Annotated in this window: 12 protein-coding genes; 1 reads left to right on the top strand and 11 read right to left on the bottom strand. The window is 45.3% G+C overall.

The genetic code is table 11. The features are described 5' to 3' along the window. Window positions 1–201: 201 nt before the first annotated feature. Together QT994_RS18175 and QT994_RS18180 are read right to left on the bottom strand one after the other, a co-directional pair. The gene (locus tag QT994_RS18175) at window positions 202–2,724 is read right to left on the bottom strand and encodes a protein kinase domain-containing protein (protein WP_333176755.1); all 2,523 of its coding nucleotides are present in this window, start codon (window positions 2,722–2,724) and stop codon (window positions 202–204) included. Then, complete coding sequence (locus tag QT994_RS18180; protein WP_333176757.1) at window positions 2,718–3,125, bottom strand: hypothetical protein; 408 nt, start codon at window positions 3,123–3,125, stop codon at window positions 2,718–2,720. Before QT994_RS18180 ends, QT994_RS18175 begins: the two co-directional genes overlap by 7 nt. Before the next feature lie 331 nt (window positions 3,126–3,456). Between QT994_RS18180 and QT994_RS18185 the strand changes: the two genes are divergently transcribed. After that, complete coding sequence (locus QT994_RS18185) at window positions 3,457–4,698, top strand: glycosyltransferase family 2 protein (RefSeq protein ID WP_333176760.1); 1,242 nt, start codon at window positions 3,457–3,459, stop codon at window positions 4,696–4,698. A gap of 162 nt (window positions 4,699–4,860) precedes the next feature. Here the strand turns inward: QT994_RS18185 and QT994_RS18190 are convergent, their stop codons facing one another. The 9 genes from QT994_RS18190 to QT994_RS18230 form a co-directional block, all read right to left on the bottom strand. Continuing rightward, window positions 4,861–7,149, bottom strand: coding sequence for an FdhF/YdeP family oxidoreductase (locus tag QT994_RS18190; protein ID WP_333176762.1), 2,289 nt, complete (start codon window positions 7,147–7,149; stop codon window positions 4,861–4,863). Window positions 7,150–7,360: 211 nt separating this feature from the next. Continuing rightward, entirely contained in the window at window positions 7,361–12,811 is a 5,451-nt protein-coding gene (locus tag QT994_RS18195) for an nSTAND1 domain-containing NTPase (protein ID WP_333176765.1), read from the bottom strand. A gap of 285 nt (window positions 12,812–13,096) precedes the next feature. After that, window positions 13,097–13,456, bottom strand: a complete 360-nt coding sequence (locus QT994_RS18200) for a hypothetical protein (RefSeq protein WP_333044682.1) — start codon at window positions 13,454–13,456, stop codon at window positions 13,097–13,099. Between the two features lie 218 nt (window positions 13,457–13,674). Next, window positions 13,675–13,833, bottom strand: a complete 159-nt coding sequence (locus QT994_RS18205; RefSeq protein WP_333176767.1) for a hypothetical protein — start codon at window positions 13,831–13,833, stop codon at window positions 13,675–13,677. Window positions 13,834–13,939: 106 nt separating this feature from the next. After that, a complete protein-coding gene (locus tag QT994_RS18210; RefSeq protein WP_333044679.1) occupies window positions 13,940–14,632 on the bottom strand; it encodes a response regulator transcription factor in 693 nt (230 codons plus the stop codon). A gap of 205 nt (window positions 14,633–14,837) precedes the next feature. After that, the gene (gene map, locus QT994_RS18215; RefSeq protein ID WP_333044678.1) at window positions 14,838–15,665 is read right to left on the bottom strand and encodes a type I methionyl aminopeptidase; all 828 of its coding nucleotides are present in this window, start codon (window positions 15,663–15,665) and stop codon (window positions 14,838–14,840) included. Between the two features lie 143 nt (window positions 15,666–15,808). After that, window positions 15,809–17,875, bottom strand: a complete 2,067-nt coding sequence (locus QT994_RS18220; protein ID WP_333176770.1) for a response regulator — start codon at window positions 17,873–17,875, stop codon at window positions 15,809–15,811. A 7-nt stretch (window positions 17,876–17,882) separates the two neighbouring features. Continuing rightward, window positions 17,883–18,608, bottom strand: a complete 726-nt coding sequence (locus tag QT994_RS18225) for a chemotaxis protein CheB (RefSeq protein ID WP_333176772.1) — start codon at window positions 18,606–18,608, stop codon at window positions 17,883–17,885. Further along, window positions 18,562–19,389 carry a protein-glutamate O-methyltransferase CheR gene (locus tag QT994_RS18230; RefSeq protein ID WP_333176774.1) on the bottom strand — a complete coding sequence of 276 codons (828 nt, stop codon included), beginning with the start codon at window positions 19,387–19,389 and terminating at the stop codon, window positions 18,562–18,564. The genes QT994_RS18225 and QT994_RS18230 overlap by 47 nt, the downstream gene beginning before the upstream one ends. Window positions 19,390–19,472: the final 83 nt, after the last annotated feature.

Raw genomic sequence — 19,472 nt, forward strand, 5'->3', positions numbered from 1 at the left:
TGGCAGTTGTAAGTTATTCATTTTTTATTGTCACAATCAAGTATTGCATATAATTGTATTATAGTCTTGATAATGATTTAGGATTGCTATATATATGAAGGAATCAGCGGGTGAGTTTTGTAACTTCAAGCGAAAAGGTAATTCATACCGTGAATCAGCAACGCCGTCATTCCTATCTAAAATCTAAAATCTAAAATGGTATTACCTCAACCACAACTTAATAGTATTGTCTTTAGAACCGCTAGCAATAGTTTTGCCATCGGGACTAAAAGTAACCACATAAACCTCATCGGAATGTCCCGTCAAAGTATTCAGCAACTCTCCGGTAGCAAAATCCCAAATTTTAATAGTTTTATCCTTGCTCCCGCTCGCAATAAACTTCCCGTCCGGGCTGATAGCAACCGAGACAATATCGTCAGAATGTCCCTTGATGGAGCGAATTAAATCTCCTGTTTCGATATTCCAGATTTTAATAGTTTCATCGTAGGAACCGCTAACAATTGTCTTGCCGTCTGGGCTAACAGCAATCGACCTCACGGGCTCGCCGTGTCCCTCAATAGTTTTGAGCAACGCCCCTGTTGCTACATCAACAATTGTAATTTTTTTATCCTTAGAAGCGCTAACCAAACTTTTTCCATCTGGAGTGAAAGCAACAGAATAAACAAAATCTGTATGGTCTGGCAAATTGTAAATCAAACGACCAGTTGCTGCATCCGAAATCTTTGTGGTTTTGTCTCCGCTACCGCTAGCAACAAGCTGTCCGTCGGGGCTGAGAGCGACAGACCAAACAGAAGCAGTGTGGTCGAGACTGCGAATCACTTGCCCTGTTTTCAAATCCCACAGCATGACTCGCCAAAAACCGGTTCCAGTCGCCAGTTTCGTACCGTTTGAGTCAAAAGCAACCGACCAAATGGTGGATGAATCTCCTGGAAAAGTGCGGATCGACTTGCCTGTAGCTAAATCCCAAATTTGGATGGTTTTGTCTTTAGAACCGCTGGCTAACATTAAGCCGTCTGGACTGAAAGCAACAGATCCAACTGCATCTGAATGCTGAGCGAAATTTTTGACTTTGGCGTTCTTCCACAGCAGACCTGCTTGGCACTGTTCCTGTAACTTCTGAGTGGACGCAGCGCTGCTGTTGGTGTTGGCAATTGTTGGTATTTGGCTGATGCAGTCTTCATAATTGCTGGCTTTATAAAGAGCTTCAATTTGATTGAGCTGTTGGGATTCTTTCTGGGCTCGCTGCTGCCATTCTTGCCATTTGAGATAGCCGTAAATTCCGCCGATCGCAGCTAAGATAGCCGCCATTGTTGCCCCGGCAAGATAAGGATTGAATTTGCGAGTTTCTTTGGGGACAAGCACTGCTGGGCTGGCGATCCTCTCCGAGGGCTGCGCTAACGAGAAATCGGTTTTTCCGTTCAGATTTACCTGCGGGGATACCGCCGGACTTGCCTGCAATTCGACTTGAGGGGCGCTGCTCGCTGGTGGCGGATTGGGGTTGCGATGTCCCTCCAAAACTGTGGATATCGCCTTGTACAATTTAGCAAATAAAGATTTAGGAATGACTAATTCTTCGATTATCGCGGCATCTTCGTCAGTAAGCCCTAAAACTTGCTGCAAGCGTTTTAACTCGTCGCGAGTTTCGAGAGAAAAGGGATATTCTTGCTGCATTGCTTCTTGCAGTGATTGTTCGTAGCGTTCGCCTTTTTCCCTGTATTTCCGGTAAGGGTTCAATACCTCATCTTCGATCGCCTCTGCTTCTTCTGGTAGCAATTCTAAACTGACGCGCAGTTCATCTAATATTCTCCGACCGACGACTGTAATGTCACCGCGGCTGCTGCTGCGCCGATCGACTTCTTCGCGATATATTGTCAGCTTGGGAATCCGCGCCCGCGATCGATCGCCAATTTTCCTCAAATCGGCTAAAGCTTCCGCCGCCGACTGGTATCTCTCCCGAAAATCGTAGCGCACCATATTATCCAAAACATCGGCCAGCGCTTGGGAACACGTGGCTAAATGCCGCCAAACAATTTCGCCTTTATTAGAATTTTTCAAATCCCGCAGTTTCGGCAAATCGTAAGCGGGTAAACCCGTCATTGCTTGGATGCCAATCATTCCCAAAGCGTAGATATCGCTGTTGAGTTGCGGGTTGTATTGAAATTGTTCGATCGGCATATATTCCAGCGTGCCAATCCGCACAGTTACCGGCGCTTGTCTTTGAGCGATGTGAATTTCTTTCACAGAGCCAAAGTCGATCAAAACTAACTTGTTGTCTGAATAGCGGCGGATTAAATTCGCTGGTTTAATATCTCGGTGAATTACTCCCTGTCCGTGTACAAATACTAAAATTTCTAACAGTTCCTTCAGCAAAGGAATCATTTTTTCTTCGCTTACGGGTTTACCTGGTACAATCTCGGTTGATAGCGAGTGACCGGCAACAAAGGATTCAACTAAGAAAAATTCTTCGTTTTCTTCAAAATAAGCGAATAGCTGAGGAATTTGGTCGTGTTGACCGAGCCTTTCTAGAACTTCTGCTTCTTTTTGAAAAAGACGGCGCGTAGTATTAATTAATTTCGGTTCTGTGGTACCGGGACGCAGGTGCTTGACAAAGCACTGCGGTTCTCCCGGACGGCGAATATCTTTGGCCAGATAGGTTTGTCCAAATTCTCCTGTTTCTATGACTTCAATGATTTGATAGCGTCCATCTAAAAGTTGGCTCACCATGATAATAACGCAGCCTTTTTTTGGTTGATTTTCGCAAGAAACAGTTGCAATGTTGAGTCAGTTGTATAGCCTTTTTCAGGGAAATTAGGTGTTCCTGGGCATTGGCAAAACAGGGCAGGGGGCATTGGCAAAACAGGGCATGGGGTATTCGGAATAGTTGTTTCTTTCCTTCTTTTTTCTTTCCTTCTTCCGACTTCCATCGGAGTTATTCCCTCTGACTTCTTTCCTTCTGACTTCTTTCCTTCTGACTTCTGACTTCTGGCTTCTGACTGAGATAGTGCACCATTATCAATTACTTGTTTAGGAACAGGCAAGATGCCTGTTCCACAAGAAAACTCATTCTTTGTGGAACGGGCATCTTGCCCGTTCTTGACAATGGTGCAACATCTCAGTTCTGACATACTTTATCTTTTCAACATCTGCAAAGCTTGATATCCCAAAAAGAAAAAACCCAAAGCGCCGAGTACCGCTATCGTGTTCGCAAACACATCGACTGTAAAAAATTCGCCCATTGCAATATCCTCTGACAACTGATATCTATCCTCGGCTTTTCGGTCGCTGTCTGGGTGAGGGGTCTTGCCCCTCGCTGCGGGCGAGCCGAAAGATGCTCACAAATTATAGCAAAAGAGGCGGTCAAAATAACTTTTCGGGCGATCGACTAGCTTTTTGTTTTAATATTTTTTAATATTTAGGGAGACAAATCGTGTACCGAAATTTTGAGGTCAGTTCGCTTTGATATTGTTAACCCTGCTAATTTTTTCTCTCATTGTAAGTAGAGCTTACACTAAGAATTTGCGCCAATCGGTCAAAAATGCGCCTCGAACCGACACAAGTTCCGCCAGGCCCTCACCGGAACCGGCCGCGCAGTTCCCTAAAGTTTCGGTAATCGTACCAGCATACAACGAGGCAGAGAATATTCAGGATTGCGCGATCGCCATTTTGGAGAGTACACCGCTGTCTGTGGACAACTTAGAGGTTTTAATTGTAGACGATCGCTCGACAGACGACACCAAGGCGATCGGGCAATCCCTGCAACAGCATCTCAACGACCCCCGGCTTAAAATATTAGCAGGTCAGCCGCGACCTGCGAACCAATATTGGGCCGGCAAAAACTGGGCCTGCGCCCAAGCTGTTCAAATAGCAACCGGAGACTTCTTATTATTTATCGATGCCGATGTGCGGATCAAACCAGGGGCGATCGAAACCGCTATTGCAACAGCAGAAACTGAGAAAATAGATTTGTTCACCTGTATGCCAGCCCTGGTTTGCGAGTGTTTTGCCGAGTGGTTGGTGCAGCCGATAATGTTCAGTCACCTAGCAGTTTGCTACGACTTTACCGCCGTCAACGATCCGACAACAAACAGTGCTTTTGCGGGCGGGCCGTTCATGTTATTTAGGCGATCGGGCTACGAAAAAATTGGAGGTCACGAAGCAGTTGCAAGCGAAATTGTTGAAGATGTGGAATTAGCTAGGCGCATCAAACGTGCGGGTTTAAAGCTCGGACTTTATTCCGGGTCAAATTTGGCATCCGTGCGGATGTATCGGTCTTGGAGCGCATTGTGGGAAGGCTGGACAAAGAATCTGTATCTCGGCGCTAACCGCAGTTGGGGCTTGATGGTTTACATGGCTGCAATTATGTTATTTCTTTATTCGATGCCGTGGTTGGCATTAGGTATTTTGCTGGTCAACGGGGACTTCGCAGAAATTCTGACTATCACCAATTACCAATTACCAATTACCAATTACCAATTGCCAATTACGTGGTTAACTATTTGTTTATCCGTAATCGTAATTTGGCAGCATTACAATTTGCGCCGCTTGGGTGCCGAGATTTCTGAGTGTCCGACGAAATACTGGTGGTTGGGAGGTTTGGGAGGTGCGTTAGTGGCGGCGATTGCGATCGGTTCTGCGATTAAAACCGAAACCGGTTGGGGATGGACTTGGCGCGGTAGAACTTTGCAAATTAAGAGTTAATTAAGACTTGCATATGGGCAGGTCAGATGCCCACCCACAAAAAAATAACTCCTTGTGGGGTGGGCATCTTGCCTGTTCTTAAAAATCTTCTAAAATGTGAGTTATAGAAGAAAGAAGGAAGAAGAAATAAGGCAGACCTAATCATAACATCCCTTACATCCGTTACAGAATCGGTTGCCGAACTTCCGCGTATACAAAAGCAGGTACGCGCTTGTAAGCAGGCGTACCCGATCGCCTTTCAATCTCCGGGTGAAAAATCACATTAACTTCAGGATAAAACATCAAAGCAGCACCCTCACGAACCGCCCCGTAAATCACCTCGACATTTTCCATTTTCCCCACATTTCCCTGCACCGTAACCCGCTGATGTTCGTGAAAACCCGTGCTTTCTGCATCCGCACGATTCATCAAAATGCAGTTGCGGTGTGGCATTCCCCGGTATTTGTCATCAATTTTGTAAACCACAGTATTGTGCTGAGAATAGCTGCGTCCCGTCATCAATGCCACAACTAAACCTCGCACCGATTCGGGTACTCCAAACTCTTGAGGTTGCGGTAGTTTCAGCTTAGGTAAAGGCGTGACAAACATCTTCGCTTTCCCAGACTCTGTAGGGAATTTAGGTTCTGTAAAAATGCGACCGCTGATGGTGAATTCCTCTTTGGTTTCATCAATGGTCGCTATTTTTTCATAGCCCGGAATAGTTTTAGCAATCAATTGCCGAACGTATTTTGTGTCTTGAAGTTGGCGCCAATCAACGGGAAAATCACCGTGAATTCGGCTGGCTAATTCCGTCAAAAATTGTACCTCGGGAATCAGATCGGCATTTTTGAGATGAGTTTCACCCTCATCATTTAAACGCACAAAATTATTTCCCGATTCCACCGTTGTTTTGTGGGGATTTTCAAAGCGATTCAGTACCGGAATCACAATTGTATTGTGTTTTGCTAATCCGTGAAAATGCCCTAAATTCGGTTTGGTTGCGAGGTAGATAACGGTTTCAACATTGCTTAAAGCGCGTTTGGCCTGATTTGAATCTGGATTTGCCCCATACAAATTACCGCCCAGACAGATGAGGGTATCGACTTTGCCTGCATCTGCTGCTTCAATGAGCGATCGAGTTTCGTAACCCTTAACAGGGCTGAGGGGACGATCTAACAGTTTTTCGAGAGCCTCTTGGATTTCTTTTTTCAGCTTGACAGTCACGCCCATAGAGCCGAATCCTTGGACGTTTGAGTGTCCTCTGACGGGCATTAATCCCGCCCCTTCTTTGCCGACATTTCCCGTCATCAATGCCGTATTGGCGATGCTGAAAACATTATCTACACCGTTATCGTGTTGGGTAATTCCCATCGCCCAACCGAATACAACCCGCTTTGAAGTGCCTATGATTTTGGCTGCTGCCTCTATTTCTGCTTGGGAAACTCCGCAGGTTTTAGTAATAGTTTCCCAAGAGGTTTCGCGGGCGTGCTGTACTACTGCTTCCCAGCCTTCTGTATGAGCTTGCAAGTATTTTTTGTCCAGCAATCCTTGTTCGATTACAGACTTTTGAATGCCGACAAATAGGGCCGTATCGCTGCCGGGAATTGGTTGCAAGTATAGCGAGGAAATATCGGAACCGGGGATGAGCGACTTGACAGGAAATGCCGGAGAACCAAACTTGACTAACCCGATTTCCATCACCGGATTGATTACAATTATTTTACCGCCTTTGTCGCGAATTTTAATCAATTCGTTCATCAAGCGCGGATGGTTGTAGGAAGAATTGCTACCCGCGAGCACCACGCAATCTGCTTCCTTTAAGTTTTCTAGACTAACTAGCGAGGTGCGGGTGGCAAACATTTCGCTTAACCCGATTGTCGAGGGAGCGTGGCAGAGATCTGAACAATCTGCTAAGTTATTGGAACCCATCGCCCGCATCATCAATTGCAGCAGAAAAGCCGCTTCGTTGGAAGAGCGGCCGGAACTGTAAGATGCCACTCTTTCGGGGGTTTTGCGAAAAGCAGCTTCGGCAATTTGATAAACTTCTTCCCAAGAAATGCGATCGTAATGAGAGGAACCAGCCCGCAAAATCATCGGAAAACTCAGCCTTCCCAACCTATCGGCTTCCATTGAAGTTAATTGCTGAAGTTGTGCAATACTCTGCTGTTCAAAAAATTTAGTTGAGATAGCCGGCTTGATTTCAGCGGAGATTGCTTCGACGCTTTTCATGCACCGCTGAAGTTTTTCGCCCTCTTCATTTGTAAAACCTCCTTTCTGCCCGCCAGTGCCCCAAGAACAGGACAAACAAGCACTTTTGTGCAGCAAAGTTTTCCAAAGTTTCGGGCCTTCGGGGGACAATGTATGTTTTGCCCAATATTCTATTACGGGCAAACCGCCACCTATCTCTGGTGTTTCCTCGTTTGTCTCGTTGAATGGCGGGAGTGGTTGGACATTTTGGGAGTTGATATCCATGCGGTTTACCTTTTGTTGGAATGGCGGATTGAGGCGGCGGGCGAACCGCCAAAGGAGTTAAGTTTATTACTGGAATTCTACCGCAAATTTAAAGCATAAAAAACCAGTCAACAGATAGATATTTTAATCTAAATTAAAATGGAGGTTCGCAGTCACGAATGCAAGTTTTTATTCCTCCGCCGACAAAGGAATGCAGTCCTCACTAAAGGGTTTACTTCTTCTTATTTAACGCCTGTTTCCCAAATCCAAGACAAAGCAGTCGATCGCCCTCAGCAACATTCGGGTCATTTTGCAAATAATCTCCCAACCACTCGCAACTCCGAGCAATGATATTATTCAGTTCCAAATTCTCCACGGGCAACAGAATTACAGTCCTATCCCTACTAGCAAAAGCCAGAGTTTTGCTGTCCGAACTAAAAGTAACGCTCAACACCCGATCGCTCGATTCCAAAGTCTTCGATAGCCGCGCCTTATTGCCGTCAAAATCCCACAGCTTAACAGTATTTCCCCCACTCGCCGCCGCAATCAATTTGCCGTTGGGACTAAAACTCACGCTTTCTACAGTATCGCTGTGGTCGAGTTTTTCAGTTAAATTTGCTACCTTGCCATCAAACCCCCACAAGTAAACTTTTTTGTCAGCGCAAGCAGCAGCAATAGTCTTGCCATCGGGACTGAAACTAACATTTTTAACGCTGTCCTGGTGGTCGAGAGTTTTCAGAATCTTCGCCGACGAACCGTTAAATTGCCACAGGTAAACTCTCTTTTCTCCGGTAATTTCAAAAGCCTTTTTCTTCCCGCTTGCCTTGCCCTCAGCAGCCGTAGCAGTAGCTATAGTTTTGCCGTCAGGACTGAAGCTAACGCTAATTACTGGATTGCTGTGATCGAGTTTGGCAAACAAAGTTGCTTTAGAACCGTTCCAGCGCCAGAGGTACAATTTGCGATCGGCACTTGCGGCCGCAATTATCTTTCCGTCTGGACTAAAACTCACGCTTCTCACAATGCCGCTGTGGCTGAGAGTATCTAACAGTTTCCCGTTTAAACTCCAGATTTTCACTGTTTGGTCATCGCTGGCAGAAGCAACTGTTTTATTATCAGGCGAAATGCTCACCCAGGTAACAGAATCATTGTGACCTTCTAAGGTTTTGAATAAACTACCGTCAGCGTGCCAAAGTCTCACCGTTTTGTCCCCGCTAGCAGAAGCAATTGTTTTGCCGTCAGCACTAAAACTGACTTTGTAAACCCAGTCTCCGTGCCCCGATAAAATCTTATTCAACGGAGTGCTGTCCGGTTTCCAAAGTTTTACCATTTTGTCCTTACTTGCGGAAGCAATAGTGCCGTCGCTGCTGAAACTTACGGCCCTCACGTCGTCTTGATGTCCTCGAAAAGTGTTGAGCAAAGTGCCGCTGCGACTCCAAACTTTCACCGTATCGTCTGCACTGCCGGTGACAATTTTTTCGCCGTCGCGACTGAAACTCGCGCTGACAACTTCATCGTTGTGTCCTTTGAGAGTTCTGATTTCCTCACCGTTTCGGTTCCAAATTTTGGCTGTGGTGTCGGCACTTGCTGAGACGAGTTCTCTACTATTTGGACTGAATTTAACGCTGTAAACAATTCCAGAATGCTTGGTTAATGTTTTGGGATTAATTTTAAATTTCTGGGTTTTACTGTCTCGGTTCCAAAGTTTGACAGTTTTGTCAACACTTGCTGAGGCAATTGTTTGGCCGTCGGGACTGAAACTGACGCCGAGCACCCAGTCTTTGTGTCCGGTTAAGGTTTGCAGCAATTTTTTGTCTGTCAGGTTCCAGATTTTGACGGTGTTGTCGTGACTGGCGGAAGCTAGGGTTTTGCCGTCTGGACTGAAACTGACGCTGGTGACGATATCGCGGTGGCCGGATAGAATGGCGATGGCACTTTTGTCGTTATCTACTTGCCAAATTCTAATTGTACGATCGGCACAACCAGTAGCGATCGTTTTCCCATCGGGACTAAAACTAACACTCGTCACGCTATCTGGGTGATTGAAAGTTTTTAATAACTTACCTTCTTTGCTCCACAATTTAACAGTTTTATCAGCACTTGCCGAAGCAACTGAATTGCCGTCGGGACTGACACTCACATCCAAAACAAACTTGCTGTGCATCTCGAAACGGTTGCGTTCTTGCACGCCGGAAACTGCTTGTCTGAGTCTTTCAGCAATTTGATTTTTAGTCTCCACAGGTAGCGCTGTACTTTTCTGAGAATCACGACCGATTTTGATACTATTTCCCAACACTCCTAATTGATTTTTTTCATTAGAAAGCACCAAAGCTTCCGACGCCGAATTTAGGGCATCAGTCCGACTTTTTTCTGCTTCTTGCCGTGCGCTTTCTGCTAATTTTGCTTGCTCGAATGCCATGCCGGAAACACCTGCGAGTACAAGCACTCCTAGAACCGCCGCCCGCAATTGCCATCTCCGAGTTTGGTAAAGTTGAGCTTCCGCTTGGTACTGTTTGTCTCTAGCTTCCGACAGCAAAGCATCTTGCTCTCTGTCTTTGCGAATTTGTTCAATTTCATCTCGGTTAATTTGGTTTTGCTTTCGCAGTTCCTCAAATTCTGCCTTTTGATCTAATTCTTGCTGCTGGCGAATGAAGCTAACTAAATAATCGTGAACGAGCTGATAAAGCTCTGCCGGTAGTTCCGTCCATCGAAAAACTAAACCCGAGTTTACTAACAGTTCTAAGACTAAATCTAATTTATCACCTTCAGCAAATGTCGCTAAATTAGAGGCTAATTCTGCGCGGGTTTTTAGCGGACGTATCTCCTCTTCATCTGTGAGCAAATACAATACTCTGCGTGCAGCTACTTCATTCTCGGGACCGCAATCTTTGATGACTTCTTCGAGAAACCTTTCGACTAATTTTTGTTGCGGATTGTTGCCTAGTTCCTGATATTGACTTAAAGTTCTAATGTTCTCTTGTTGCAGTTGAGCGCCGACAAGTTGTAGTTCGATCGGGCGGACTTCTCCCAATTCTCCAGCTAAATTTTTGACTAATTCTTCGATCAGATCCGGTTCTAAGTAAAACTGCGCTCGCTCAGTTAAAGTGCGAATTACCGATCGCGCATCTAGCAGCGAAAAATTTCCCAAATAAAACAGAATATTTTTGCTGAGAATGTCCTCTAAAATATCATTATTAACCAATCCTGTCGGGTTTTTGGGTCGGGAAAATTCCAGCAAATAGTGCAGGTAATCTTCCCGCAAACACAGGACGACTTTTAAATATTTGATTTTCAAGCATTCACGCAAAAAATCAAAAAATATTTGTCTTTCCGCTGGCTCTTTCCACACGAAAAAAAATTCTTCAAATTGGTCAAATATCAGAACAGTAACTAAATGTTCGGAATTTCTTTGCAGCTCATTGATAATGTTTTTGTATTCGATCGCCTGTTGTTGTATGATTAATTCTACTGGCTGTGGCTGCTCCCTTTGATCCTCATTATTCCCCGTCGAGCCATCGTCAAAGCCAGAAATAAGATTTCCCTTGACTGCACCTGCTTCTACTGGAAAATCTACCGGAGCAATTTCTGATAGTGCTTCGGCAATTTCCGGATCGAATATTTCAGCTTTCCCAGCAGATAACTGTCTGGTCAATTCCCGTGGCCAGTTGTTGTAAACTTGCAGCACTACGGGCAAAACAGTCCGCCTTTCTATTTTTTTTTGTTTGAGAGCTGGTACTAATCCTCCCGTGAGTATTGAACTTTTGCCCACTCCAGACTGACCGTAAATTACTGTCAGTTTGTCGGGGGTATTGTTCATCCTATATATCAAGCGGTTGAGGTCTTGCTCTCTGCCGGAAGCAGTAATTTCGTCCGCAATAGTAGCAGCGCCGGCAACAGTTTCGGCGACGGAATTAACCGCTTCTCTGTGCGGCTGCAACTTTCCGGCTCCAATAAAAGCTCGGAACCGATAAGTATGTTCCACCGCTCGATAATCTTGCTTAATTTGAAATGCTTCGAGATATTCTCCCCTCTGAAAATAGAGCGATCGCAGCATTTCTAAAACCCGCAAATACAGTTGCGGATTGTAGCAAGGTTCGGTTTCCAAGCGAGCAAGCTCTAAATGCGCGATCGCCTCCTGCACCTCACCCAACTGACTCTGGGCCTCTGCTAAAATTAACAGATACAAGCCTAGATGCTGCGACTTTACAGGGGTTCCCTGTCCCGTCGCTTCTAAATTTGAGTTGAGAACGTTTAGAGCCACTAAAGCCCATTCTTTCGCCCCTTGCCAGTTCTTTTGCTCTAAGGCTACTCTAGCCAAAAAGCCGTAATCTTGAGCCAAATTAACTGCTGAATTTTCCATATTTTCATGTAACCTCCGAGCTTTGATAGCTAAATTCCACAGTGCATCCCAATCTTCTAAATGCTGCAATACTTCGCCAAGTTGATTGATGAATATACCAACGGCATCCGGCCGTCCCGCCCGTTCTAAAACATCAATACATTCCTGAAAATAATTCTTAGCTTCCGTCCAGTAAGGACGGTTGCCACTGCGGTGTTGTTCTGCTTGGAAACGGTAGCAAAGACCGATGTGGAATAGCAGAATTCCCTCTAACACCGGGGCTGGGTGAACGGTAAATAACAAATCGCTAAATTCTGTTTTGGGGCCAATAAATGCTACTTGATACTTCCAAAAACTGAGACTTTTTTGATACAATTCAATAGCCGCCGGGATGCGGTGACAAGCATATTCGTGCCTACCGCGAATAAATTGCAAACTCGCTTCAATAGCTGGTTCTAACCTGATGTTGCAAGTTTGCAAGTCTTGGCTAGCCGACTCTAATTCAGTCAAAGAGTTGGCTCCGAGAATGGCAGAATTACTTAAACGCCAATTGCCACTTTCTAAAATTTTGGAAAAAATGCGATCGGCACTTTTTCCCAGGAAATCCACCAAGTCCTCTGGGCCGAGCACAAATTCAACAGTGGTCGTCCAAGTCTCGATATCTGTTACTAACCGAATCAGTTTTTTTAAGATTTTGTCTGTCACCCACAGCACCACCGGGAAGGGAAAATTATTCCGAAATTCTTCCCTCACGTAGTTGGTAGAAGTCAGCAGTCGATCGATCGCGCTTACCGATTCCAATCCAAACACCATTAAAGCTGACGGGTGGCTGCAGGAAAGTTTGGTTTCTATCGTCGTGTAAAGAGTTTTAACAGATGGCGGGAGGACAATTTCTCGAATCTCGATACCCGAATCCTCCCGCAATTGCTGTACAGTTTCCTCTCTCATAGCACTGTAATTGCACCGCACCAAAATCAGCGAAAATTGTCCCTGAGACATTCTCAGAGCTCGGGAGAGAGTTTGCAGCGAACTTTTGTTTTGCTGTGCTGCGGTGTCTTGCTGGCAGTGCGAATTAATCATAATTAATATTTGAAAAAGTTTCTGAGGATAGGTGCTGTAAACCGCCGACAAAAGGAAGTTCGGCAACGGATTATTTAACGGATGTAACGGATGGAAGTTCGGCAACGGATTATTTAACGGATGTAACGGATGGAAGTTCGGCAACGGATTATTTAACGGATGTAACGGATGGAAGGAATCGATCGCAGGGGAAAGTGCAATTAAGAACGTCCTCACCGTTTTGGCAGTTGCTCTAACTTTACTTTTACCAGTTTTTACGTTTGCCAATCACAGCAAAGAATCACATGATTAATTTTATTTCTGCCCTTTTGGGCGATTTCCAATCACTGGGAACTATCAATTAGTTAATTTTATTTCAACCTACATACTTATTGTTTTAGCCGATCGCATTAAAGCATACCCAAAAAAATACATACTCTGTTATTCGCATATTCCCAGCAAAATCAACCGAATTTTACTGAAATCTTGATCATTGCTCAAATTCTACCCAGCAAAAGAGTCTTTGTTTGCGGGGTTCCCACCCATCGCCCCAATCGCCCAAATCCGATTCTGTTATTCGCATATCGCTGAAATGCGGCATTCCTTGCTTGCCTGGCCCCTCACATCACTGAGATAAACTACCGGTGGCGGCTCATCAATTACAGCTTGAAGATTGTTTGTCATAAATTTACTAATCTCGATATCTAAAGTAGCTGTAAAATCAGGTTCATCCCAATCCTCGCTTTCTTCAATGCTGATGGTTGTTGGTGTCGCCATATCAAAATCAAGCTCATCGCCCAAATCCGAAACTTTCTTAATTGGCTCTATTTTCTGACCGGTATCAGTGGCAAAAGCTTGAGTGGTATTGGCTATTAGTACGAGCGGCAGTGCTACTATGGCACTTATCGTTTGTCGCACCCTGATTTTCCTCATGGTATCCTCCTAGTATAAACTCAACTTTGGTGCTGCTAGACATTCAACATCCGGCGCTACTTTCCTGCGCTGTCATTAATTAATAGGGGTTTATTTTCTGATAAAATATAAGCTCATCTGTGACACTTCGCTACAAGTTTGCTTAACGGAGGGTATCCGGTCAAGTGTTTGCCTTTGTATTTACTACGTGAAAACTCTTAAACAGTCAGGTTTTCCCGTTAAGTAATTCCCCAGCCTTTGCGAGTGTTCATCTCAGAGTCAAAGCAAAGTGGGTGAGAAGTTCGATCGCACACCAGTTTTCGCACACCAGTTTTCGGACTCCCGCGCTGCCACCAGCAAGCTGATGTGACATACCACAGCCACCGGATCTCTGTCAATACTTATATCTTAACATTTCTAAGTTGTTTCATAATTCTCGTTACCAGGAAGAGCCTGGTAACGCAGCTCGGCGAGGCAGAGCCTCCAGCCAAGTCGAGAGGGCTCCTATTTCGTCAAGCCGTGTTCGAGAGCGAAGCGCACCAACTCAGTACGGCTGTTAGTACCCGTCTTGCTAAACAAACGGCTGACGTACTTTTCCACATTACGCACGCTAGTTTCCAAGCGGCGGGCAATTTCCTTATTCATCAAACCTTGAGCAACCAAATCCAAAACACTTTGTTCTCGCGGAGTCAAATCAATTTTAATCGGCGAAGGACTCTGGGCGATCGAACTCCGCCCACTCAGCAAAGACTCAATTCTCGCCATTTGGCTTGTCAAAGCAGCAATATCGGGACTTTCAGCATTTTCGCTCGTATCCTTCGCAGCCGCGCGGCGAGCCAGCAAATTGGTTACTATTGCTACTAATTCGTCGGGATCGAAGGGCTTAGAAAGATAAGCATCGCAACCTGCTTGATAGCCTTGAATACGATCGCTCGTCATCCCCTTAGCCGTCAAAAACACCACCGGCAAAGCCTTATAGCGAGGATCTTCCCGTACTTGCTTGAGAAATTGATAACCGTCCACCTGCGGCATCATAATGTCTGAAATCACCAAATCCGGATTAGTCTGCTGTAAGAGTTCCCACCCATCCCGAGCATTACTGGCAACCTCAACAGCAAAATCGCTATCTTCCAAATAAGCTTGTACTGCTTCCCGCAAGCCCGGTTCATCATCTACCAATAATAATCGTGCTGACATAGTTGTTACCCTTACGCTTTACCACTAATTTTTAATTTAGCCGAATTTAACTCTTCTTGTCACTCCATCCATCGAAGGAAGTTAAAAACTTGTTGTTCAACTCAAGAGTTTTGAGTTGGGTTTTGATCTAACGATTAAAAACTGATTAAATCTTTAATTCAAAACTCAAAACTCAAAACTCAAAATTATTCTTGAACTTTTCCACTTAAACTTTTGAACGATCGGTCAAAATTTCATAACCAGTTTCCGTCACCAACACAGTATGCTCAAACTGAGCCGACATAGCATTGTCAACCGTTACAGCAGTCCACTTGTCAGAAAGCGTCCGAGTGTACTTAGAACCGGCATTCAGAATCGGTTCGATCGCCAATGTCATCCCCGCTCGCAATTTCACGTTCGGCATTTCCCGCGTGCGAAAATTGAAAACCGACGGTTCCTCGTGCAAATTTCGCCCGACACCGTGGCCGGTAAACTCCTCAACGATGTTAAAACCGTTGCTTTTGACATGATCTTCGATCGCACCAGCCAGATCTAGCAAATAGGCTCCAGCCTTCACTTGTTCGATGCCTTTGTAGAGAGCTTCTTCTGCGACTCGGATTAATTTGGCAGATTCAGGAGTCACTTCCACAACTGCGATCGTGATGCAAGAATCGCCGTGAAAACCTTGGTAATATGCCCCCGTATCTACCTTAAGAACATCTCCTGCCCGAATTACTTTTTTGGCGCTGGGAATGCCGTGAACAACTTCGTTATTAATGCTAGAGCAAATCGATCCGGGGAAACCGTGATAGCCTTTAAAACTCGGAGTTGCCCCCATTTGGCGGATGCGTTTTTCGGCATAAGCATCCAAATCAGCAGTAGTCATTCCCGGTTTCACCATTTGGGAAATTTCTTTGAGTACCGTTGCAACGATTTTTGCTGCTTGCCGCATAATTTCGATTTCGCGTTCCGACTTAATTTCAATGCCTCGACGCTGTTTTTTGACTTGGGGTGCTTGAGTTGGGCTAGAAAGCAGACTGCTAAAAATATTCATGTATTGATTGGCGGGTAATTTTGTACTTTGACGGCAGGTTGAAGCAAAAAAAACGGCAAATATCCAGTTTTTTGTGGAAAAACGGGTGTCTTGTTCCGAACTGTCGATCGCTTGTCCTTTAAGCTAGCTTAATATTTTTCTCACTAATCGGCACGAGATTGGGGGGTCAACAAAGCGGTTTTAACCGCCGAGCCCGTTGGAGCGGGATTTCCGAGCATTCCTGTGAGGTTAGCAATTGCGGCAATTAACTTATTTATGTCAACTGGTTTAGATAAGTGCATCTGGAAACCCGCTTCCAGCGCTTGCTGGCGCTCTTCCTCTCTGGCGTAGGCCGTCAGAGCGATCGCAGGCATCTTTCCACCCCTGAGCAATTCCATTTCTCTCACCCGCGCGATCAACTCGTAGCCGTCTGCTTGCGGCATTCCAATGTCGCTCAGCAGCAGATCCGGCCAATAACTCTCCAGTCCAGCTAGAGCCTCGGCCACGGATGTCGCCGATCGCACCAGAGCTCCTTCGTCCTCGAGTAAAGCAATCAAAAACTCCCGCGTGTCATCGTCATCATCCACCACCAGCAATTGCAAATTAGCCAGAGTGGGGAGAACCTCTGTCGCGTCATTGAGCGGCGACCAATCATTGTCAGCAGCGAGGGCGTTTCTCTGTGCCACAGGTAAAGCCACCGTAAATTTCGCACCCTCGCCCGGATTATTCTCTGCCTGCACCCTACCGCCGTGCAGTTCCACCAAGTGACGGACGATCGCCAATCCCAGTCCCAAACCCCCGTAAGACCTAGTTGTGCTGCTATCAGCTTGGCGGAAGCGATCGAAAACATAAGGCAAAAAATCAGGAGCGATACCAATGCCGCTATCAATTATCTCAATTTGAGCCTCATCGCCAACTGACTCTAACCGCACCTCTACTTTACCCTCTTGCGGACTAAACTTAATCGCATTTGACAGCAAATTCCACACAATTTGCTGCAAGCGATCGAAATCGCCGATAACTTCACCTACATTTGGACTGCACGTTAATTCTATGACTATTGATTTTTCCTCAGTCAGCGGCTGCAAAGAATCTATTGCCAGCTTGATCGCAGATTCCAACCGAATCGGATGCTTATTTAAATTTAGTTTCCCCCGCAGAATCCGCGAAACATCTAAAATATCTTCGATGAGTTGAGATTGAGATTTAGCATTGCGCTCAATTGTTTCTAGGGCTTTCTCTATAGTGTCTTGGTCAAATGTTTTGGTACGAAGCAGCCTAGACCAGCCGAGAATTGCATTTAAAGGAGTACGGAGTTCGTGAGAGAGAATAGCTAGAAATTCATCCTTCATCTGGTTAGCTCTCTCCGCTTCTTGTCGCGCCACTTGTTCGCGGATTAGTCGGCTGCGTTCTTCCTCTGCTTGCTTGCGGTCTGTGACATCTCTAACCGTGCCCACGTGACCCATCAGTTTTCCCAAATCCGAAAACATTGGCGACGACTGCACGTGAACCCAACGCACAGTTTCGCTACCCGCTAATCGAAACTCGTTAGAATATTCCTGACTTTTTTTCATCCAAGCTAACCAATCTGTGACTACGCGATCGCGATCTTCTGGATGAACTTCCCGCTGCCAAACCTCGGCCAAGCTTTCCTCCAATGTTAATCCGCAAATTGCTTCACAACGGGGATTGATGTAAGTACAGCGGCCTTCAACGTCAGCCAAGTAAATTCCTAGCGGCGAACAAGCACACAAAGTGCGAAACCGCTCTTCACTTTTACTTAGTTCACTATTAACAGCAGCCAACTGTGTTGCTTGCTGTTTCACCTCGACTGTTTTTTGGAACAATTCCACAAATACCCCCACCTTCGATGTCAATATTTCCGGTTCCAAGGGTTTGAACAAGTAATCCACCGCACCCAGAGAATAACCTTTAAACACGTGGGTGTCATTACTGCTGAATGCTGTGATAAAAATAATCGGAGTCGAGCGCGATCGATCTCTTGAGCGAATCAATGTTGCTGTCTCAAATCCATCCATTCCCGGCATCTGCACATCAAGCAAAATTACCGCAAAATCTTCATTAAGCAGACATCTCAGAGCCTCCGCGCCCGAACTAGCTTGTACTAGATTATAAGAGGGGCTGTTGAGAATAGCTTCGAGAGCTACCAAGTTTTCGGGGCGATCGTCAACTAAAAGGACATTTACTCGATGGGGGGACTGCAGATTCATAGTTCTTTTAATCTTTAATTCTTAGCAAATTGACTAAACAGGGAGCGATTTTAGAGAGGGGTAAAATCCAGTCTACTTCAACATTTGCGATCGCCGACGCTGGCATGGTCGGGCATAGAGCTGAAGCCGGTTCCTCCACAAATGTCAATCCTCCCTCAGCTTTAATTTTTGCCAGCCCTTTACTGCCATCCGAATTAGCTCCCGTTAAAATTATGCCGATAACTTTCTCCCCAAAGGCATCCGCAGCAGACTCAAACAGCACATCGATTGAGGGCCGCGCGTAGGACACTGGAGCCTCAGTTGATAGTGCAAATTTAGGAGTGCCGCGATTGGGGATTGGGGATTTGGAATTAGGGATTGACTCCACTGCCACGCTCCCCCATTCTGTAAAGTCGTTTTCATACAGGCTAAACTCCTCCTCTGAGGGCGATTCTATTAGCAAGTGATAGTCAGCAGGAGCCAAGTAAACCCGTCCAGGTGCGATCTCCTCTTTGTCTTCGGCCTCCGTGATTTGGAGAGAGCTTTGCTTTTGTAAAAAATAAGTAAGCCTATTCTGAGAACTCTTATGGCGGTGTTGGACAATAACTACAGGTAAAGGAAAGCTTTGTGGCAAATCTGCCAGCAGCACAGTCAGAGCCTCTAGCCCTCCCAAAGACGTGCCCACAACCACTATTTCAAAATTTTTTTTATTTAACTCTTCGGTAGATTTTATCACTACTTTCAATTGGTTCATAGTATTTTTCATAAGGTGTAAAAGTCAGAGACTCCTGATGTCCTAGTCCTAAAACCCCAAACATTCCCAGGCTCTCATAAAAAAGCTTGTGTACCCGCTCTTGGAGGTGTGAATTGAAATAAATCATCACATTACGGCATAAAATAACATTAAATTCATTAAAAGAATTATCCGTTGCTAGGTTGTGGTGAGCAAAGACAATATTTTCTTTAAGTGAAGAGCGAAAAATCGCATTTTCATAGGCAGCAGTGTAATACTCAGAAAACGCTTTCTTGCCCCCCGCTTGGTGGTAGAGTTGCGTATATTCTTGCATTTGTTTCAGCGGGAATATCCCTGTTTTTGCTCTTTTCAAGACTAATTCATTCATGTCCGTAGCGTAAATCCGACAACGGTCATACAGTCCTTCTTCTTGCAGCAAGATTGCCATAGAATAGACTTCTTCTCCCGTTGAACATCCAGCGTGCCAAATCCGAATAAAAGGATAAGTACGCAGCAGCGGCACCACTTTATTTCTGAAACTAATGTAAAAGCTGGGATCGCGAAACATCGCCGTTACATTGACAGAAATGTCCAGCAGTAAACGGTCTAGGTAACCAGGATTGTGAAGTACCTTTTCCTGAAGTGCAGAGACAGTGGTGAGCCGTTCCGAGCGAATAGTGTTCCAAATACGCCGCTTGAGAGAGGCAAGAGCATAATTGCGAAAATCAAATCCGTAATAGCGAAACATTCCCTCTAGTAGGAGTTGAATTTCGATTGTTTCAAGTTCATGGCTTTCGGGCATTTTTAATTACTAATTGGTTATTGGGCATTGTTGACTGTTGACTGTTGACTGTTGACTGTTGGCTGTTGACTGTTGACTGTTGA

Origin of the sequence: Microcoleus sp. S13_B4, assembly GCF_036700885.1 — a bacterium.
Classification (GTDB): Bacteria; Cyanobacteriota; Cyanobacteriia; order Cyanobacteriales; family Microcoleaceae; genus Microcoleus.